Source organism: Lysinibacillus sp. NPDC093692 (genome assembly GCF_050280125.1).
Lineage (GTDB): Bacteria > Bacillota > Bacilli > Bacillales_A > Planococcaceae > Lysinibacillus.
Window position 1 is genome coordinate 22,249 of sequence record NZ_JBNNUW010000025.1, and the last position, 16,782, is coordinate 39,030.

At 36.7% G+C, this 16,782-nt stretch carries 19 protein-coding genes; 7 read left to right on the forward strand and 12 right to left on the reverse strand.

All coding sequences use genetic code 11. The features are described from left to right. Positions 1-11: 11 nt before the first annotated feature. The 3 genes from cobA to ACQKN4_RS21070 all read right to left on the reverse strand — a co-directional run bounded on the left by cobA (position 12) and on the right by ACQKN4_RS21070 (position 2,839). Positions 12-788 carry a uroporphyrinogen-III C-methyltransferase gene (cobA, locus tag ACQKN4_RS21060; protein ID WP_079561517.1) on the reverse strand — a complete coding sequence of 259 codons (777 nt, stop codon included), beginning with the start codon at positions 786-788 and terminating at the stop codon, positions 12-14. A gap of 268 nt (positions 789-1,056) precedes the next feature. Further along, positions 1,057-1,263, reverse strand: a complete 207-nt coding sequence (locus tag ACQKN4_RS21065) for a hypothetical protein (protein ID WP_079561516.1) — start codon at positions 1,261-1,263, stop codon at positions 1,057-1,059. A 67-nt stretch (positions 1,264-1,330) separates the two neighbouring features. After that, positions 1,331-2,839, reverse strand: coding sequence for a leucyl aminopeptidase (locus ACQKN4_RS21070; RefSeq protein WP_427484731.1), 1,509 nt, complete (start codon positions 2,837-2,839; stop codon positions 1,331-1,333). Positions 2,840-2,952: 113 nt separating this feature from the next. Here ACQKN4_RS21070 and ACQKN4_RS21075 point away from each other — a divergent pair, with 113 nt between their 5' ends. Continuing rightward, entirely contained in the window at positions 2,953-3,435 is a 483-nt protein-coding gene (locus tag ACQKN4_RS21075; protein ID WP_323648097.1) for a divergent PAP2 family protein, read from the forward strand. Positions 3,436-3,701: 266 nt separating this feature from the next. On the opposite strand, the gene ACQKN4_RS21080 is transcribed toward ACQKN4_RS21075, so the two are convergent. From ACQKN4_RS21080 to ACQKN4_RS21105, 6 genes are all read right to left on the reverse strand, one after another. Next, on the reverse strand, positions 3,702-4,031 hold the full coding sequence (locus ACQKN4_RS21080) for a YuiB family protein (RefSeq protein ID WP_079561513.1): 330 nt from the start codon (positions 4,029-4,031) through the stop codon (positions 3,702-3,704). Positions 4,032-4,351: 320 nt separating this feature from the next. Continuing rightward, positions 4,352-6,145, reverse strand: a complete 1,794-nt coding sequence (locus ACQKN4_RS21085) for a carbon starvation CstA family protein (protein ID WP_427484732.1) — start codon at positions 6,143-6,145, stop codon at positions 4,352-4,354. Between the two features lie 118 nt (positions 6,146-6,263). Then, positions 6,264-7,010, reverse strand: a complete 747-nt coding sequence (locus ACQKN4_RS21090; RefSeq protein ID WP_427484733.1) for a LytR/AlgR family response regulator transcription factor — start codon at positions 7,008-7,010, stop codon at positions 6,264-6,266. A gap of 4 nt (positions 7,011-7,014) precedes the next feature. Beyond that, positions 7,015-8,766, reverse strand: a complete 1,752-nt coding sequence (locus ACQKN4_RS21095) for a LytS/YhcK type 5TM receptor domain-containing protein (protein ID WP_427484753.1) — start codon at positions 8,764-8,766, stop codon at positions 7,015-7,017. Between the two features lie 23 nt (positions 8,767-8,789). Then, the gene (locus ACQKN4_RS21100) at positions 8,790-9,287 is read right to left on the reverse strand and encodes an NUDIX hydrolase (protein WP_079561509.1); all 498 of its coding nucleotides are present in this window, start codon (positions 9,285-9,287) and stop codon (positions 8,790-8,792) included. Between the two features lie 345 nt (positions 9,288-9,632). Beyond that, positions 9,633-10,064, reverse strand: a complete 432-nt coding sequence (locus ACQKN4_RS21105) for a MarR family winged helix-turn-helix transcriptional regulator (protein ID WP_427484734.1) — start codon at positions 10,062-10,064, stop codon at positions 9,633-9,635. Between the two features lie 157 nt (positions 10,065-10,221). Between ACQKN4_RS21105 and ACQKN4_RS21110 the strand changes: the two genes are divergently transcribed. The 3 genes from ACQKN4_RS21110 to ACQKN4_RS21120 all read left to right on the forward strand — a co-directional run bounded on the left by ACQKN4_RS21110 (position 10,222) and on the right by ACQKN4_RS21120 (position 12,521). After that, positions 10,222-10,713 (forward strand): CarD family transcriptional regulator, encoded by a 492-nt coding sequence (locus tag ACQKN4_RS21110; RefSeq protein WP_079561508.1) that lies wholly within the window; start codon positions 10,222-10,224, stop codon positions 10,711-10,713. 968 nt (positions 10,714-11,681) lie between these two features. After that, positions 11,682-12,104 (forward strand): NUDIX domain-containing protein, encoded by a 423-nt coding sequence (locus tag ACQKN4_RS21115; protein WP_427484735.1) that lies wholly within the window; start codon positions 11,682-11,684, stop codon positions 12,102-12,104. A gap of 12 nt (positions 12,105-12,116) precedes the next feature. Beyond that, entirely contained in the window at positions 12,117-12,521 is a 405-nt protein-coding gene (locus ACQKN4_RS21120) for an NUDIX hydrolase (RefSeq protein WP_079561505.1), read from the forward strand. Between the two features lie 259 nt (positions 12,522-12,780). On the opposite strand, the gene ACQKN4_RS21125 is transcribed toward ACQKN4_RS21120, so the two are convergent. Further along, complete coding sequence (locus ACQKN4_RS21125) at positions 12,781-13,155, reverse strand: HesB/IscA family protein (protein WP_079561504.1); 375 nt, start codon at positions 13,153-13,155, stop codon at positions 12,781-12,783. Between the two features lie 324 nt (positions 13,156-13,479). On the opposite strand from ACQKN4_RS21125, the gene ACQKN4_RS21130 reads away from it, so the two are divergent. Next, entirely contained in the window at positions 13,480-14,172 is a 693-nt protein-coding gene (locus ACQKN4_RS21130; protein WP_079561503.1) for a DUF2225 domain-containing protein, read from the forward strand. Positions 14,173-14,221: 49 nt separating this feature from the next. Here the strand turns inward: ACQKN4_RS21130 and ACQKN4_RS21135 are convergent, their stop codons facing one another. Next, the gene (locus ACQKN4_RS21135) at positions 14,222-14,458 is read right to left on the reverse strand and encodes a NifU family protein (protein WP_010857481.1); all 237 of its coding nucleotides are present in this window, start codon (positions 14,456-14,458) and stop codon (positions 14,222-14,224) included. Between the two features lie 83 nt (positions 14,459-14,541). On the opposite strand from ACQKN4_RS21135, the gene ACQKN4_RS21140 reads away from it, so the two are divergent. Continuing rightward, a complete protein-coding gene (locus ACQKN4_RS21140; protein ID WP_197144251.1) occupies positions 14,542-14,877 on the forward strand; it encodes a YuzD family protein in 336 nt (111 codons plus the stop codon). A gap of 137 nt (positions 14,878-15,014) precedes the next feature. Here the strand turns inward: ACQKN4_RS21140 and ACQKN4_RS21145 are convergent, their stop codons facing one another. After that, entirely contained in the window at positions 15,015-16,079 is a 1,065-nt protein-coding gene (locus ACQKN4_RS21145; RefSeq protein WP_079561501.1) for an NAD(P)/FAD-dependent oxidoreductase, read from the reverse strand. Between the two features lie 324 nt (positions 16,080-16,403). Between ACQKN4_RS21145 and ACQKN4_RS21150 the strand changes: the two genes are divergently transcribed. After that, complete coding sequence (locus tag ACQKN4_RS21150) at positions 16,404-16,640, forward strand: YuzB family protein (RefSeq protein WP_427484736.1); 237 nt, start codon at positions 16,404-16,406, stop codon at positions 16,638-16,640. The last annotated feature ends 142 nt before the right edge of the window (positions 16,641-16,782 follow it).

Below are 16,782 nucleotides of genomic sequence, written 5' to 3' on the forward strand. Positions count from 1 at the left end.
AACCCACATCCTTACACAGAAACTTCTGCTAACTGTGGCTGCGGAATGTTTTGTTCAAACCATTGAAGTGTTTCCCTCAAAGTAACAACTTTTCCTACTACAATTATGCTTGGATTTTGAATATTTTCTCGCTGAACTAGTTCTTCAATATTAGATAAAGTCCCTGTGACTGTTTTTTGTTGAGAAAATGTACCCCAATGGATGAGCGCTATTGGTGTTTCCTTATCTCGCCCATACTTGAGCAGCTGCTGACGGATATAGGGAAGGTTACCGACCCCCATATAAATAGCAATCGTATCAATCCCTTTTACAAGACTTTCCCATTGGATTCCATCATCTTTGCCCTCTCTCATATGCCCAGTGACCATAGCAAAACTTGAGCCTAGGTCACGATGTGTAACAGGAATTCCCGCATATGCCGGTGCTGCTATCCCTGAAGTGATACCAGGCACTATTTCAAATGGAATATTATGCTGTGCTAGTACCTCTGCTTCCTCAGCTCCCCTTCCAAAAACGAATGGATCTCCTCCCTTTAATCTCGTTACAATCAATCCTTGCTGTGCATAGCTGACAAGTGCTTGATTAATTTGCTCTTGAATCATGGCGTGCTGCTGAGGTAGCTTACCGCAAAAGATAAGCTTAGCTTCTCGTTTAGCATAGGATAGTAGAGTCTTATTAATGAGTCTGTCATATAGGATGACATCAGCACATTCGATACACCTTAATCCTTTTACTGTGATAAGATCAACATCGCCAGGTCCAGCACCCACTATAAAAACTTTTCCCATTTGATTTCACTCCCTTTCGTCTTTTCTTAGAGATAAAAAAAGACTCAAATTATCCATGGGCAGAGCAATGCCTGTGAATAATAAGAGCCTCTAGTTTGCTAGTCAGCTACGTATTTAATTCTTACTAATACAATAAGAATAATAAATAATTTAGTATATTCTGTCAACACTTTATTTAATACCTAGAATATGATATTTATTTAACTTGTTAAAAAAAACCAGATGTCGCTTGCTGACATCTGGTTTTTTAAGATTTATTTTATTTGAATTAATATCTACGATGCCCTCCAAACGGTGGACCTGGTCGGAAAAATGGTGGACCTGGTCGGTAAAACGGTGGAAATGGGCGATAGAACGGCGAAAAAAATGGAGATGGGCCAAACTGTGATCCAAGAAAACTTCCTAAAAATCCCCCCAAAAACGGCCCGCCGATTGGCCAAAAGCCTCCTCCTGGATAACCTCCGAAGAATGTCATAAGCTTCCTCCCTTTTTTACTCTATCGTATGTAGGGAGATGCATATATCACACGTCCATCGCCTATTCTATTTTTCTTCTCCTAAACGTTGCACAAAGTTTGCTAGTGTACGGACCATTACACCTGTACCACCTTTTGGACCTAAGTCATGTACAGCCATCGCATCTGACGTTCCTGCAATATCTAAATGAATCCATGGTGTATCACCAACAAACTCACCAACAAAGCCTCCGCCAAAAATCATGTGACCATCACGACCAGGAGAATTATTCAAATCAGCGACGTCTGATTTACGAATTCGTTTCTTGTCATTTTCTGTTAAAGGCATACGCCACACAAATTCATCCGTCTCCTGTGCAGCTTCCATGAAAGCAGCAAAGAATTCATCGTCATTAGAAAGTGCACCTGTTTTATCCATACCAAGTGCAGTAATCACTCCACCTGTTAACGTTGCAACATCAATCAGGGAAGTAGCTCCTTGTTGTTTAGCATATGTAGTAGCGTCTGCCAATACTAAGCGTCCTTCCGCATCGGTATTTAACACTTCGACCGTCTTACCACTATATGTCGTGATGACATCATCTGGCTTAAATGCTGTTTCAGATACCATATTATCGGTAGAGCCAATAACAGCTAAGACATTTTTGTTAGGTCGTAATTCACCAATAATTTTCATGGCACCTAGCACAGCTGCAGCGCCACCCATATCGCCCTTCATGCCTACCATTGAATCTTTTGGCTTTAAGGAATAGCCACCTGTATCATACGTAACCCCTTTGCCGACAAGACCAATTGGATCATCAAAATCTTCAGTCGCTTTATATTTTAATGTTATTAAACGAGGTTCTTCATGGGAGCCTTGATTGACACATAAAATACCGCCCATTCCAAGCTCCTCTAATTGTGCTTTATCTAAAATTTCCACTTCAAAATTATACTCGACTGCAAGGGACTCTGCGTAATTTGCTAAGTCTGTCGCTGTCAGTAAGTTTGGTGGACAATTAATTAAGCTACGTGCTTCATTTACAGCATTTGCATAAATAGCGCCAACCTCAAAGCTTGCCACCACTTCATCTAAATCATTAGCAGACGTTACAAGATGAACCGCGTCAATACGTTTATCTACTTCATTTGATGTTGTTTTATAATGAGGAATTGCATAATAACCTAGACCAGTTCCTTCACCAGCTAAAAATGCAACATCTGTTACAGTAATCGATTCTGTCGTAAACGACTCAAGCCAAATGGAATATTCTTTAACCTTTAAGGCCCTTAGTTCCTTGCCAAGCAACCCAAATGCTGCACGAATATCGCCTTCTGTTAGGTCTTTACGGTCATCTAAACCAACAAATAAAATGCGTTTAAGATTTACGTGGCTCTTCAAGAATGGCAATTTCGTCATTTTTTTAAACGCAGTAGATACATCTCCTGCACTAATCCACGCATCAATGGATTCTCCATAAAATGAAGAAAAACTTGCCCATTCCTGCATTTGTTCACGATGTTTAGGGACACCTACTACTAACACTTCAGTAGAAATCGTTTCAAATGTTTTTGCTTCTTTTACAATATGCATGTACATTCCTCCATTCAGTATTCTATTATACCTAAATTTCAGAAAACGCGTAATATTTGGCTTTTAGAAAATAATGAATGTTATAATAAAAGCAATTATAAGTGAAGGTTGTGATGATCATGAGTTTACTTCAAAATACCCCTTTACTCGTTGCCCTTTTTGCTGTTCTCTTCGCACAGTTTGTAAAAATCCCTATTCATTTTTTAATGACTCGAAAGATTGACTGGGGATTATTTACTTCCACCGGGGGTATGCCCAGTTCACACTCCGCTTCCGTAACAGGACTAACAACCTCTATAGCCTATGAAACAGGATTAGATTCCCCAATTTTTGCCGTAGCCGCTATGTTTTCATTTATCGTCATGTATGATGCAAGTGGAGTACGTTTCCAGGCAGGTCAACATGCAGCAGTATTAAATCAACTACGAAAGGACTTTGAAACACTGCTTCATGATTTAAAAAAATGGCCGCAAATGGATGGCCAAGAAAAAATGGAGGAGCTAAAAACATTACTAGGTCATAAACGGAGCGAGGTATTTTTTGGAGCATTGACTGGAATCTTTATCGCCATCATCACATACCAGTTTATTTTGTAAAAATAGACACATCCTCATGCCGAGGCTGTGTTTTTTTATTTATCGGAACATTTTTGTGATTTATCGGAAGCTGTTCACGATTTATCGGAAAAATTCAATAAAAAAATCAGCAGATGCTTGGACATCTGCTGAAATAAGATCAATTATGCCTCGGCAAAATTGCGTCCGGAATCGGCTTTGTGCTAGCACAAAGCACTCCTTTTCGAATCCATGACATCCGCCGGAGGCTTAATTTCTTTCAGCGGATGTTTACCCGCTGAAAGAAATTAAAACATTCGATAACCGCTTTTACGTAAATAAATCATGACAATTCCCGCTACAATTGAACCAGCAAAGCCACCCGATAAAATGGATACATCAACAAGGTGCAATGCTTGTAACTTATCTAAAAGTGCTGGAAATGCAGAACCTGGCTTGAAAATATAATCTAAAAAGCTTACATCATCGACAATAAAAATAACAACAATTGGATACACGATTGCCATTAACCATGTCATTCGCAGAAGCATATTCAATAAAAATCCAATACCAAAGAACATAACGAAAAATAACAAAATTGAAATGATTAACTGTACTAATGAAACTGGACCATCCATGTATGTATAACCTCCGTTTTCCTCTCATAAGTTTACATGATTACTACAACGCTTTCAATGAACATATCCTTGATTTCGCTTGTTCGTCATATTTAGGAATCATCACCATAACGTGTAGTTGATTTCCGTTCCAACTGGGCGCTTTGCCGGGGGGCGTCCGTTGTGCCGCTAATCCCCAAGGAGTCGCCCAGTCGTAACGAAGATCCGCTTATATGTGGCATAAAATTAACATATGTCATCCATAACTCTTGATGATTAGCCAATAAAAAAACTATTGAAAACTAGTATACAACTAATTTTCAATAGTTTCTCGCTTTTCATTATGAAGCTGTTTGTGATAATAAAAACTTTGGTGACTTCCAAAGCTCTGCCCATTTTTTAATGGCAGCAATAACAATGATAAAGCCTAACATTAACATAATGACAGACAATATACCATTTAACATATTGTAACCAGCCGCCGCTGTATTCCAATACACATTTTTAATCATCCAAAAGCCTGCTACATTTACAGTGACATATAAATAGGCTAATGGGATAAAGCATGTTAAGGCATAGATTCGCTTATCTGCAACTTTTAATACGATTGTTACACCACATACTAAACCGATTGTTGCCATCAACTGATTCGAGACGCCGAATAATACCCAAATTGAACTAATATCTCCTGAATACAATAAGTAGCCCCACATGAAGCATGCAAGTGCACTTGCAAAGATTGTACCCGGAATCCAATTTGTACGCTTCAGTGGCTTGTATACATTGCCGCCAAAATCTTGGATTAAATAGCGCGCTACACGCGTCCCAGCATCAATAGCCGTTAAAATAAAGACCGCTTCAAACATGATCACGAATTGATAGAAATAAGAAGATAGTTCAGCAAACCAAGGAATCCCTGTGAAAATATCAGTCATCCCAACTGCAAGCGTTACCGCTCCTCCTGTACGTCCTTCTAAATCCATCCCAATACTTTCAGCTAAAGCATGTAAATGAACAGGCTCCATTCCTAATGTAGCAAAGACTGCTGGGGCTGAATTAATCGCAAAATAATCTGCAGGATGAAGGGCTGTTGCTGCAATTAAAGCCATTACACCTACTAAAGATTCTACGAGCATCGCACCAAAACCGACGATGCGAATATCTTCCCAGCGATCAATCATTTTCGGCGTTGTCCCAGAGCCTACAAAAGCATGGAAGCCAGAAATAGCCCCACAGGCAATTGTGATAGAGACGAATGGCCATACTGGTCCAGCAATTACTGGACCACCACCATGAATAAACTCCGTAATTGGCGGGAATTGAATAACTGGGTTAACGAAAAAGACCCCGATGATTAAAGCAATAAATACACCAATTTTCATGAAACTACTTAAATAATCACGCGGCGCTAATAAGAGCCAAACAGGTAATGCCGCTGCAAAGAATGCATAAATCGGTAAAATAATAGCTAAAGTATCACGGTCAAACGTTAAAAAATCGCCAAATGCTGTTCCTTGAATCATCGGTCCAAGAAATACACCAATCATCAACAAAATAAAGCCAACTGTCGATGTAACTATTAAATTTCCTGTTTTACGGTAAGCAATACCAACAAGCATCGCTATTGGAATAGTAATCCCTACCGCAAAAGTTCCCCATGGATTTCGCTCTAACGCACCAAGGACAACCATCGATAGCCCGGCCATTGTAATTGTAATAATGAAAAGCATGGCAAGGCCTGTACAGAATCCTGCAATAGGTCCTAATTCCTTCTTCATGACCTCAGATAAAGACTTTCCACCATGGCGCATTGAAGCGAATAACACTACTGCATCATGTACCGCACCACCGATTACCGCACCAATTAACAGCCAAAGGAGCCCAGGCAAATAGCCAAATTGTGCCGCTAAAATAGGTCCGACTAACGGTCCAGCTGCTGCGATTGCAGCAAAGTGATGCCCAAATGTCACCCATTTATTCGTCGGAACATAGTCTTTACCATCCTCCATAGCGTGTGCTGGGGTGGGCGTATCATCTTTTATCTTAAGTACCCTCTTTGTGAAAAATATGCCATACAAACGATAGCTAATCATCAGTACACAAATAGAACCTATCACAATTGTAATAGCATTCATTTTATCACTCCTTTTACTTTTTTCACATCATAGCAAACGAATTGACCGATTATTCATAAAATTCACCAAAATGTAAGAATTCCAAGTTGAAAGGGTGTTTTCTACTGTTGAAATGCAGTTATTTTGATAGCTGAAATATCTTTCGTACATCTTTCATATAAAGCCTGCTGACAGGAATCGAATGCCTATTATGCAAAATCAAATTGTATTTTGAGCTGCTCCATGGCTCGAGCTCTTCAATATGCTCTAAATTGACGATAAATGCCCGATGGACCCGCACAAAGCCTTTTAAAGTAAGTTTATTCTCCAAAGCTGCTAATGACTCTGAAGCAAAATATCTCCCTTTCTCCGTGACAACAATTGTCTTACTTTCTTCAGATGTACAATATAAAATTTCCTGAATTTTAATAAGTAAAATCCGATCATTCAGATAAACTGTTAATTTATCAAGCTTGTCCAATTGCATATCCTTTAATGTTTCCATCGTCTTAACCTGTGTTGTTCTTCTTTTAGCCACCAGCTTTTCAACAGCACTTTGTACACGCTCTGGCTCAAATGGTTTCAAAATATAATCAAAGGCATTCACTTCGAATGCTTGCAATGCATATTCATCATAAGCAGTAGCAAAAATAATTTCAGGTTTACGTATACTTAGTTGCAGCTGTTTTGCCAATTCAAGGCCATTGTTTACGCCTAGCTGTATATCTAAAAACACACAATCGATCTGCTCAAACTGTGGATCCAACAGTATTTCCTCCAGATCATCCGATTCACCAATGATCTGAACTAACTTTGTTTGCTCCAATAAAAATCGCAATTCAGCCCTTGCTAACGGTTCATCATCTACAATATAGATATTTAACATTTCTCTACTCCCATCTTGTGGCTTTTAATGGCAGCTGTATCATAATTTTCGTGCCAACACCCAACGTACTTGAAATGTGAAAATCTGCATCAGTTCCATAAATTTCATGGATGCGCTGATAAATATTCCATAAGGCTGTCCCGGTACCTTGTTCGGATTGCATGATCATTTTGCCAAGCTGTTTAACCTGCTCATTTCTCATCCCGCAGCCATTATCCTCTGTTAATAGTAATAACTTATTATTGATTCGCTGCACCTTAACGTCAATCTTGCCTTCCTTACGATTTTTAAAGGCATGATAAATGGCATTTTCAACAAGTGGCTGTAAGGTAAATGGGGGGATTTGTACATCAAACAGTGATTCATCCAAGTGAAACTTCACATCATAGCGGTTTGGAAATCTTTTTTGTTCAATCGACAAATAAGCCTCTACATGGTCAATTTCATTTTTTAACGGAATCAGCATTTGTCGGGCTCCCTGCAAATTACTTCTGAAAAACGTACTAAGCTTTATCAATAAAGCTCTAGCCTCATCAGCATCCGTTCGGATCAGACTTGAAATAGTATTGAGACTATTAAATAAGAAATGAGGATGAACCTGTGCTTGTAGCGCTTTAATCTCGGCATCCTTTAATAACTTTCTTTGCTGCTCAATTTCAGCATATTCAAGCTGCGAGGAAAATAGTCGACTGAGACCTTCAGCTAGCTCCTTTTTCACCCCAGTCAATGAAGAAACATTAATAAAATATAGCTTTAAGGTACCTACCGTCTTATGCTGTACTTTTAATGGTAAGACAATCGCAGCACTTAGCGGACAATCTTCATGTGGACAATTGATTTCTTTTGCGGACGTCGCTGTAATAATGCGTCCTTCTACTAACACTCGCTTCGTTAAAGCTGTTATTATTTCTTGATGAATGACGTGATGATCCTCACCTACTCCTACATGTGCTAATATTCCATTTGTATCTGTAATCGCGACTGCTTCAACCTTAATTTCTCTTTTAATAATCTCCGCAACCGTTCGGCATGATTCTTCATTTAACCCTTTACGAAAATGTTCGATTGTTTGTTGCGCAATTGAAAATGCTTGATGTGTTTGTAATGCTTTTGTACGTTCTTCCTCATCAATAAACGTTTTAATAATAATGAAAAATATTAAAATCCCAAGGGCATTCATAATAATCATTGGTAGAGCGATTAAAGAAACTAATTGCAAAGCTTGTCCAAAAGGCTTTGCTATTATTAAAATAACAATCATTTGTAAAGTTTCTGCACAAATTCCGATCATAACAGCCTTTTTATAGGAGAAGGTTTGACGTATTTTTAATTGCCTACTTAAACCACCTGTGATGAATCCTGCTAGTATAGTAGAAACACCACAGGCAACCGCTGTAAAACCGCCAAGGGTAATACGATGAATCCCTGCAATAATCCCCACACTAACGCCAACAAGTGGCCCACCAAAAATACCCGCAATTGCTACGCCAATTAGCCTCGTATTCGCAATTGCCTCCTCCGCATTTATAGTGCTATGTATCATTTGATTTAAAGGATAAATAGTACCACCTTCGATTTTTATCCCTGTATAGCTGCTCACTATACTTAGAGCACTAAAAATAATAATGAGCCAAACTTTTTCCTGAACCCCTTGATCCTGAAATAGCATGCCCCGAAAGAGGCGCCACCTTGACATTAAAAAGGCAAACACAATGATTAGTCCTACTCGCTCTAACATAAATAAAAATAGTTCCATCATAGGTCCCCTCCCCTGTCACTCTATTTTTTAAAGAACAATTTATAAGAGGAATAACCAAAGACATCTCCTGGATTTATACCTTCTATCCCCTCTAATTGGTGCTTTTCAAATTGGTTAGATGCCATTTCTTTTAACATCACTGATGTCATCTCATCTTGAGCTAGCTCCTTTGGAAACATCCATTTCGCCTCTAATAATTCTTTTTCCTGAAGACAAATCTTCTGTTGCTCATCTTTCATCCGACAATAAAATATCGCCATATTATCACTAATGTCACCACGAATCACACCCGTTCGAAAACCAATTAAGCCTGATACATAGCAATCAATACCCGTTTCTTCTTTTAATTCACGAACAACAGCCTCATCTACCGTTTCACCAGCATTGACAAAACCAGCCGGCAACGACCATCTTCCCTTTAATCCGCTATAGGCCTTTTTGACAACTAGCCATTGCCCTATCTCATTTACGGTTACCCCCGCAACGCCCAACCAAACTTTTCCTCTATCTTTTCTCATATCCTTCACCTCTATATCACTATTATAACGGCCTATTTTCTATATTTAGAAGTATTTATTCAGAATTTTTCGGTTACTCTATACTCTCGATAATAAAATACATACGTACACCAATTTTATAAATATGCCGCACCGATACAAATGACAGGACCATCACCATAACGTGTGCTTGATTTCGCCTTGGCGTAATTGCCGCTGAGCTTTGCTTTCGCTACCAAAAAAATTGCTAAAAGAAGTTAAAAAGCCTCTTCCATAACGGAGAGGCTTTTTACTTTTTTCAAAGCAGTGTAGTATATTTGCTAAAACAGGGTACTTCGTTAGCACCACAGACTAGATCAACGAATATTATGCTTCCAATTGCTCCATATTCCAATTAAGCTTTAATATATTTTTTAAATTGTTTACTTGATCTGCTCCTATAGTATTAATTAGTTGCTGTTCAATATCAGCTTTATAACATTCGTTCTTTTCAAAACATTCTTGACCAAAATCAGTCATACGAATTGCTTTATGTTTTTTACTATGCTCGACATCAGTAACCTTCACTAATCCTTTTGCTTCCAAACTTTTTATAAATTTATGGGTTGCTTGTCTTGTAAATTCAACACCCTTAGCAACGTCTGAAATCATAAATTGTTTTTTATAAATTATCCCCAAAATACACCATTCAGAGTTAGAAATATAAATATTATGATGCTTATTCCACTTCTCTTCAGCAAGTCGTCGAAGTAGTTCGTGACGTTCGCTCAACAAGTCAATTACATCTCGATTCTGCAATTCGTCCTTCAACTGGTTCACCTTCATTCCATATTTTTCGTTACTAATATACAAAAAAACAACAGCAATCGTCAATCAAGTTGACAAAATTCTTATAATTGCTTACAATTAATTTAGTCAACTTAGTTGACAATATAGTTTGTTGGAGGGAATATACATGTACAATGTTGGCGATGTAGTCATTTATTCATCACATGGACTTTGTTCCATTAAAGATATTTGTGAACAAACCTTTAACGACATTACAAAAACATATTACGTTTTACAACCACTAAATGAACCACAATTAGTCATTCGTACCCCTATTGACAATTCAAAAAAACACCTTAGAGACATTATTAAAAAAGAAGAAGCACTCAATATTTTACATTCATTCACTTCACCTGGTGTAGAATGGATTGAACAAAACACTCATCGATCAAGATTTTATCTAGAAATATTTAAATCCGGTAATCGCCAAAAACAAGCAAACCTTTTAAACACATTGTTACGAAAAAAGATTGAATATAGTGCTAGCGAAAAAAAATTCCCTAACCAAGAAGAGAAATTACTGCAATCTTTACAAGAGAACATTTTTTCAGAGTTCTCCATAGCTCTTAATAAATCATCAGATGAAATTTATGATTATGTATTAACACAGCTTCACTAGCAGTGAGATATTGGTACATTAATAGGGCCACGATTAGAAATATCGTGGCCTTATTTTTTATTTAAAAAGAAATATAAAAAGGTTCTGCTCCATTTTCTAAAATACCGAAAAAATTGTTATCATTCTTGATTGTATAGGCTTCCCCTGTACCATTCATTTGAATGAATTTTTTATGTGAATCAATGAACATAGCATAGCCTGTGGCGAATGATTAGGTAATACTCATTACATTATTTTACCAGTTAACAGAATTCCAAATTTTTGAGAAAACAATTGTAATACATAAGAATTTCGAGGTATCAATTAATTGAAGAAAAGCATTTTTACAATCATTATATCTATGGTTGTTTTGGTAGGTATGATCATTTCATTATTTATTGCGTATAAGGATATTGGAAGTGTATTTGCAGCTAAGTTTATATTGTATTATTTAATTTTTCTTGTTTTATTCATTATTTATATAGTAACCGTAACAATAATAAATTTTAGAAAGCTAAATAAGAAGGATAAAAGAAAGAGGTTCTTTTTTATTATAATTAGTTTCATTCTAATTAGTTGTTGCAACTTTATTTTTTACTATGTAAAAGAACCATCAGAAATAAATTTTTACAATATTGTACTTACACCAGCATTTATATCATTCATTTTTGTATTAGCCGATTTACCATTCTCAACGAAAAAAAGAAATATTATTGAACTAACTGATCTTTCAGAGGACTTGCATTTATAATTAATTTTTAGATTTGCGAGTCCTTTTGTTATGCCCTAAAACGATTGCAGGCTCGTTGAACAATTAATCTCCCTCCGATGAAAAGTGATTTAAACCTTATCACTTTATCCTATGGGAAGGCTTAATCTCTTCTACTATACATTTGCTAATTAACTTCCAAATTACAATTTACTATGTTATTTTTATATAGACCGAATTTTCAGTTATATATAATTGCAATATATAAGGAGTGTTAGATTTGTTTATTGTCAATGTTGAAGGAGCCATAAGGAAAGATGATAAATGGTTCATTATTGAGAGCAATAAAAAAGAAGAACATGCCAGTGGATTACTTTCGCTTGTTGATGGAAAAGTAGAGATTGAAGGAAATTCATCAAATATATTAGAAAAAACTTTGAAAAGAGAAATTTCCAAAGAAATTGGCATTAAGATTAAAGAGAATTTGAAATATATACATAGCGCTTCATTTGTAACAGATAAAGGTGAAAACGTTGTTAATGTTATTTTCCTTTGTGAATATGAATCAGGTGATTTTTTTGTTAAACAGCCTGACGAAGTAGAAAAAATATTTTTGTTAGCAGCGGAAGAAATACTTAACAACCCTCAAGCACCTGTATTTTTAAAAGAATATATCAAATATGCGGAATTAGTACTGTTCTAAAGTAGGTGCATAATGAAAGAAATAAAAGTAGCAGTCAAAGGTATTTTGATAAAAAATAATAAAATGTTAATTGTGAAGCGCTCTGCTTTTGATGAAACAGGGGCAGGTACATGGGAAAGCGTTGGTGGTGTTTTAGAGTTTGGAGAATCATTTGATGTCGCTTTAAAACGGGAATTTCTTGAAGAGGTTGGTTTAACTATTAGCGTAAGGACGCATCTTTTTTCTACGACCTTTTTAACTCATAAAACACGACAAATTGTACTTCTTACATTTCTTTGCGAATGTCAAAATGATGAAATATCTCTCTCGGATGAACATGAGCAATTTATGTGGGCTACTAAAGAAGAATTGATGGAATTATTACCCCACACAATAATTCATGATTACAAAAAACATAATGTTTTTGAGTTACTTTAAAGTACGCGTTCGTTGTTACCTATTATAGATGGATATTCCTTGCCCATTGCCATTTTACTTTAGTTGTTCGTTTCTTCTTTTTAAAGCCATATTAAAAAGCCTCCTCAATTCGTTATGTTTTCTCAACATACAAATCAAAAAGGCTTGGTATCAAATCCTAAATGCCTCATTTTAGGGTTGTGTTTACACATTTGAATTTTATACACAGCAATTTCTACTGTTATTTACAACTCTACTTCAACATTTAGACATTTACTTTTTAATCACAAATCTCAGGTGTACCTTCACGTTTTGCTGTTTTGAAAGACGTACCACAGCCACATGATGCGATAGCATTTGGATTATCGATCGTGAAGCCACCGCCCATTAGCGATTGTTTATAGTCAATTTTTGTCCCCATTATAATCGGCGCATCTTCACGGGAAACAAGAATTGTTAAACCATGTTGTATATCTTCAAAATCATCTTCTTTTTTCTCTTGATCAAAATGCATACCGTAAGATAGGCCACTGCATCCGCCACCATTAACAACTACACGTAAAAACGCACCTTGCTCTTCATTGTGCTCCATCATTTCATTAATATGAAAGACAGCCGCTTCAGTAATTTCAATTACTTGCTTTAAACTTGTCATCCCAATCACCTTCCTTCTTAATTATTATCATATCAATTTTGACTATTGTATGACAAATATTCAGCTCCAAGAGGATTTTTGGCACAACAACAAAAGATAGGATGACATTTGTTAATACGTATGCTTTGTAGTTAATCTTCGTTCCGACTGGGCGACTCCTCGGGGATCAGCGATAGAGGAACGAAATCAACCTCACATTATTGTGACAAAGCTGATATTAGTAAAAATTCTAATATTTTTCACATTAATAGTAATTTTTATTCATGTTTATAAAATAATCATTGGTATAATAGTTGTAATCACTCGATGAAAGAGGTATAAAATATGGAGATTTCACCTTATTACGAAAAAAAAATTCAATGTCTTCATTGCAAAAAAGAATTTCCAACATTAAAAGTACGCTCTAAATTCATTAAAGTAGATCATACAGAAACAGATTTTCATCCTATTTATGCAGACGGTGTAAATGCACTTTATTATAATGTATTTGTTTGTGAGCATTGCGGCTTTTCATTTACAGAAGACTTTTCAAAATATTTCGCCCCTGGCACGCAAGATGAAATTCGCATACAAATTACAGAAAAATGGGTACACCATGACTTTAAGGGAGAACGCACTGTATTCCAAGCGATACAAGCTTATAAATTAGCGTTCCTTTGCGGTACGATTAAAAAAGAGAAATTTGTTGCTATAGCTGGGCTTACATTACGTCTTGCATGGCTGTATCGTTCACTAAAAAACGAAGGCCAAGAGCAGCGTTTTATGACAATGGCCCGAGATTACTATATGGATTCTTATTCAAATGAGGATTACAGCTCTACTCAAATGTCAGATGTACGAATTATGTATATGATCGCTGAACTATCACGACGCATCGGTGATTTAGAAAATGCTACTCGCTTCTTCTCAAAGGTCATTGAGAAGCAAAGTGTTGGTGGAGAAGCGAAGATCATTGATATGGCTAAGGAACAATGGGCAATTATTCGAGAAGAAAAAGAACACGCTCGCCAAGTATAAGAAAAAAAGTTCTAGCGTGAATGAATCAGCTAGAACTTTTTTAGTCGTTTTAGAATACTTGCTCTACTTCAATAATACCTGGTACTTCTTCTAATAATGCGCGTTCGATACCAGCTTTAAGTGTGATTGTTGAACTTGGGCAACTACCACATGCACCTAATAAACGTAATTTTACAATGCCGTCTTCTACATCTACTAATTCACAGTCTCCACCGTCACGTAGTAAGAATGGGCGTAATTTATCTAATACCTCTTGAACTTGATCGTTAATTGTTGCTTCTGCCATTTGTCTCGACTCCTTTCCTTATAATGATTATAATGTTAGCAACAGAAAAAATCCAATATAGAATCACGAGGAGTGGAAATGCTATGAGTCAAACGAAACCACAGATTGAAATTTACGGAACAGAGGTTATTTGCGCTAGCTGTGTTAATGCACCATCTTCAAAAGATACATATGAATGGCTACAAGCAGCCATAGATCGAAAATATCCAAACCAAGGATATGATATTCGTTATATCGATATTGAAGGACCAATTGAGAATGAGCGCGATCAAGATTATGCTGCACGCATTCAAGATGATGAATTTTTTTATCCGCTTGTCCTTATAAATAATGAAGTAGTCGGCGAAGGATATGTGCAACTAAAGCCTGTATTTACTGCACTTGAAAAGCTAGGTTTCACGCCAGATGAAACTGTTTAATCCTAGCACAACGTCGATTTTGGGCGCATTGTTTATGTGCGCGAAAGCGTAGCGACAGCGGCAGTAATGTCGAGGCATGATTGATAGAAAAATAAGGGATTGTTTCGAAATAAATTTCGAAGCAATCCCTTTTTAATTTAATCGTTTTGACGTTTGTAGTACCATAATAGTCCTGATTTCATTAAGCGTGCGATACGCCCTGTTACTGTTGTATCTGCTAAATAAACAAAGCCTTGTTTTTTACCAAGCGCTCCCATGAAACCTTTTAACTTGATATCAGGCATTTTTTCAGGTAAGTTTTCGCCATTCCAACGCATGCGAAGTACTTTTACGATTTGTTCTGCTTGTTCCTCTGCTAACTGTGCAGTTGGAGGTAATTCTGAAGCAGCACAGTCACCTACAATATATACATGCTCGTCATCAAGAAGATTGAAATATTGTGTTACAAGAGGACGACCTTGTTTATCTTTCTCAACTTCCAAATCACGAACAATTTTGACTGGCTGTACACCAGCAGTCCATACTACAGTATCGAGTGCAATTTCTTCATCATGATTGTAAATTTTACCTTGTTCGATTTTTGTAATATTTGAATTGGCAATCACTTCAACATCATTCTTTACGAACCAGTCTTTTACATATTTACTTAGCTTTTCTGGGAAGTCCTTTAGAATACGTGGACCACGGTCGAATAGCTTTATTTTTAAATCAGAACGACTTTCACGTAGCTCACTTGCAAGCTCAATACCACTTAAGCCCGCTCCTACAATTCCGACTGAAGAGCCTGCTGGTAAACCACAAAGTGCTTGGAATGTTGAACGTGATTTCGCCATTGTCTGAATGCTATATGTGTACTCCTCTGCACCTGGTACACCATGATATTTATCCTCACAGCCAAGACCTACAACTAAATCATCATATTCAATATGTTGTCCATCTTCTAGAATGACTACTTTTTCCGCACGATTAATTTCAACAACTTCTCCGTATACAGCCGTTAAACGTTCATGCTCCGGGAAGCATACACGAATTTCTTTATCTGTTGCAGTCCCTGCTGCTAATGCGTAAAATTCTGTTTTTAAACTATGGAAAGGGGCTCTGTCTACTATCACAACTTCTTTGTCTATTGGAAGGTTTGGTAATAGTCGAAGCATGACACGCATATTGCCGTAGCCGCCACCTAAAAGTACTAATTTTCCCATAATAGTCTCCTTTTATATCTCTTATATTAATTGTTCACAAAGTATCCACAAATGAGTATAACCGATTGTGAGAAGTTTCACAATATCATAATGCAATTTTGTGAAAGATTTCACAAAATAAATGATAACTTGCCTTTTTCGAACGGCTTTTGAATGATTACATCCCTTTCATCACTTTTGCAAAGATCGTTTAACACTGTAGCGAGTCATCATTTTGTATGCATCCAGCTTTAACACTGAATATCGCCTTTTATCTCACGGCCAACTCAAATTATTGACGAATGTTTTAAAAGCGAGTAGCATTACCTTGGTGAGGTGACACGTATGAATCCAATGGTTGAATTTTGTATAAGTAATTTAGCAAATGGCTCTCAAAAAACATATGAAGTACTAGAACGCGATCCAAACATCGACGTTTTGGAATATGGCTGCCTTAGTTACTGTACAAAATGTTCAGAATCATTTTATGCAATCGTCAATGGTGAATTAGTTGAAGCTGGTTCTCCTGAAGAGTTGACGAATGCCATTTATCAATTTATTGAAGACAATCCGTTATGGTAATGAAGGCTTAATACCTCATTCATATAATGTTGAAACGCTTACTATTAAATTTGAACATATAAAAAGGATGTTATGCCAAAAAAATCGACATAAGCATCCTTTTTTTATGTTTGAACTTTTTATACGGATATTTGGACAGCAA

What these genes read in the sequence shown, in the direction of transcription:
- ACQKN4_RS21095 (WP_427484753.1), bottom strand. Translation starts at nt 8,766, where the DNA reads ATGGAACTATTTTTATTTATGTTAGAGCGAGTAGGACTAATCATTGTG.
- ACQKN4_RS21085 (WP_427484732.1), bottom strand. Translation starts at nt 6,145, where the DNA reads ATGAATGCTATTACAATTGTGATAGGTTCTATTTGTGTACTGATGATT.
- ACQKN4_RS21130 (WP_079561503.1), top strand. Translation starts at nt 13,480, where the DNA reads ATGGAGATTTCACCTTATTACGAAAAAAAAATTCAATGTCTTCATTGC.
- ACQKN4_RS21075 (WP_323648097.1), top strand. Translation starts at nt 2,953, where the DNA reads ATGATCATGAGTTTACTTCAAAATACCCCTTTACTCGTTGCCCTTTTT.
- ACQKN4_RS21145 (WP_079561501.1), bottom strand. Translation starts at nt 16,079, where the DNA reads ATGGGAAAATTAGTACTTTTAGGTGGCGGCTACGGCAATATGCGTGTC.
- ACQKN4_RS21140 (WP_197144251.1), top strand. Translation starts at nt 14,542, where the DNA reads ATGAGTCAAACGAAACCACAGATTGAAATTTACGGAACAGAGGTTATT.
- ACQKN4_RS21090 (WP_427484733.1), bottom strand. Translation starts at nt 7,010, where the DNA reads ATGTTAAATATCTATATTGTAGATGATGAACCGTTAGCAAGGGCTGAA.
- ACQKN4_RS21070 (WP_427484731.1), bottom strand. Translation starts at nt 2,839, where the DNA reads ATGCATATTGTAAAAGAAGCAAAAACATTTGAAACGATTTCTACTGAA.
- ACQKN4_RS21120 (WP_079561505.1), top strand. Translation starts at nt 12,117, where the DNA reads ATGAAAGAAATAAAAGTAGCAGTCAAAGGTATTTTGATAAAAAATAAT.
- ACQKN4_RS21100 (WP_079561509.1), bottom strand. Translation starts at nt 9,287, where the DNA reads ATGAGAAAAGATAGAGGAAAAGTTTGGTTGGGCGTTGCGGGGGTAACC.
- ACQKN4_RS21080 (WP_079561513.1), bottom strand. Translation starts at nt 4,031, where the DNA reads ATGGATGGTCCAGTTTCATTAGTACAGTTAATCATTTCAATTTTGTTA.
- ACQKN4_RS21065 (WP_079561516.1), bottom strand. Translation starts at nt 1,263, where the DNA reads ATGACATTCTTCGGAGGTTATCCAGGAGGAGGCTTTTGGCCAATCGGC.
- ACQKN4_RS21110 (WP_079561508.1), top strand. Translation starts at nt 10,222, where the DNA reads ATGTACAATGTTGGCGATGTAGTCATTTATTCATCACATGGACTTTGT.
- ACQKN4_RS21125 (WP_079561504.1), bottom strand. Translation starts at nt 13,155, where the DNA reads ATGACAAGTTTAAAGCAAGTAATTGAAATTACTGAAGCGGCTGTCTTT.
- cobA (WP_079561517.1), bottom strand. Translation starts at nt 788, where the DNA reads ATGGGAAAAGTTTTTATAGTGGGTGCTGGACCTGGCGATGTTGATCTT.
- ACQKN4_RS21135 (WP_010857481.1), bottom strand. Translation starts at nt 14,458, where the DNA reads ATGGCAGAAGCAACAATTAACGATCAAGTTCAAGAGGTATTAGATAAA.
- ACQKN4_RS21150 (WP_427484736.1), top strand. Translation starts at nt 16,404, where the DNA reads ATGAATCCAATGGTTGAATTTTGTATAAGTAATTTAGCAAATGGCTCT.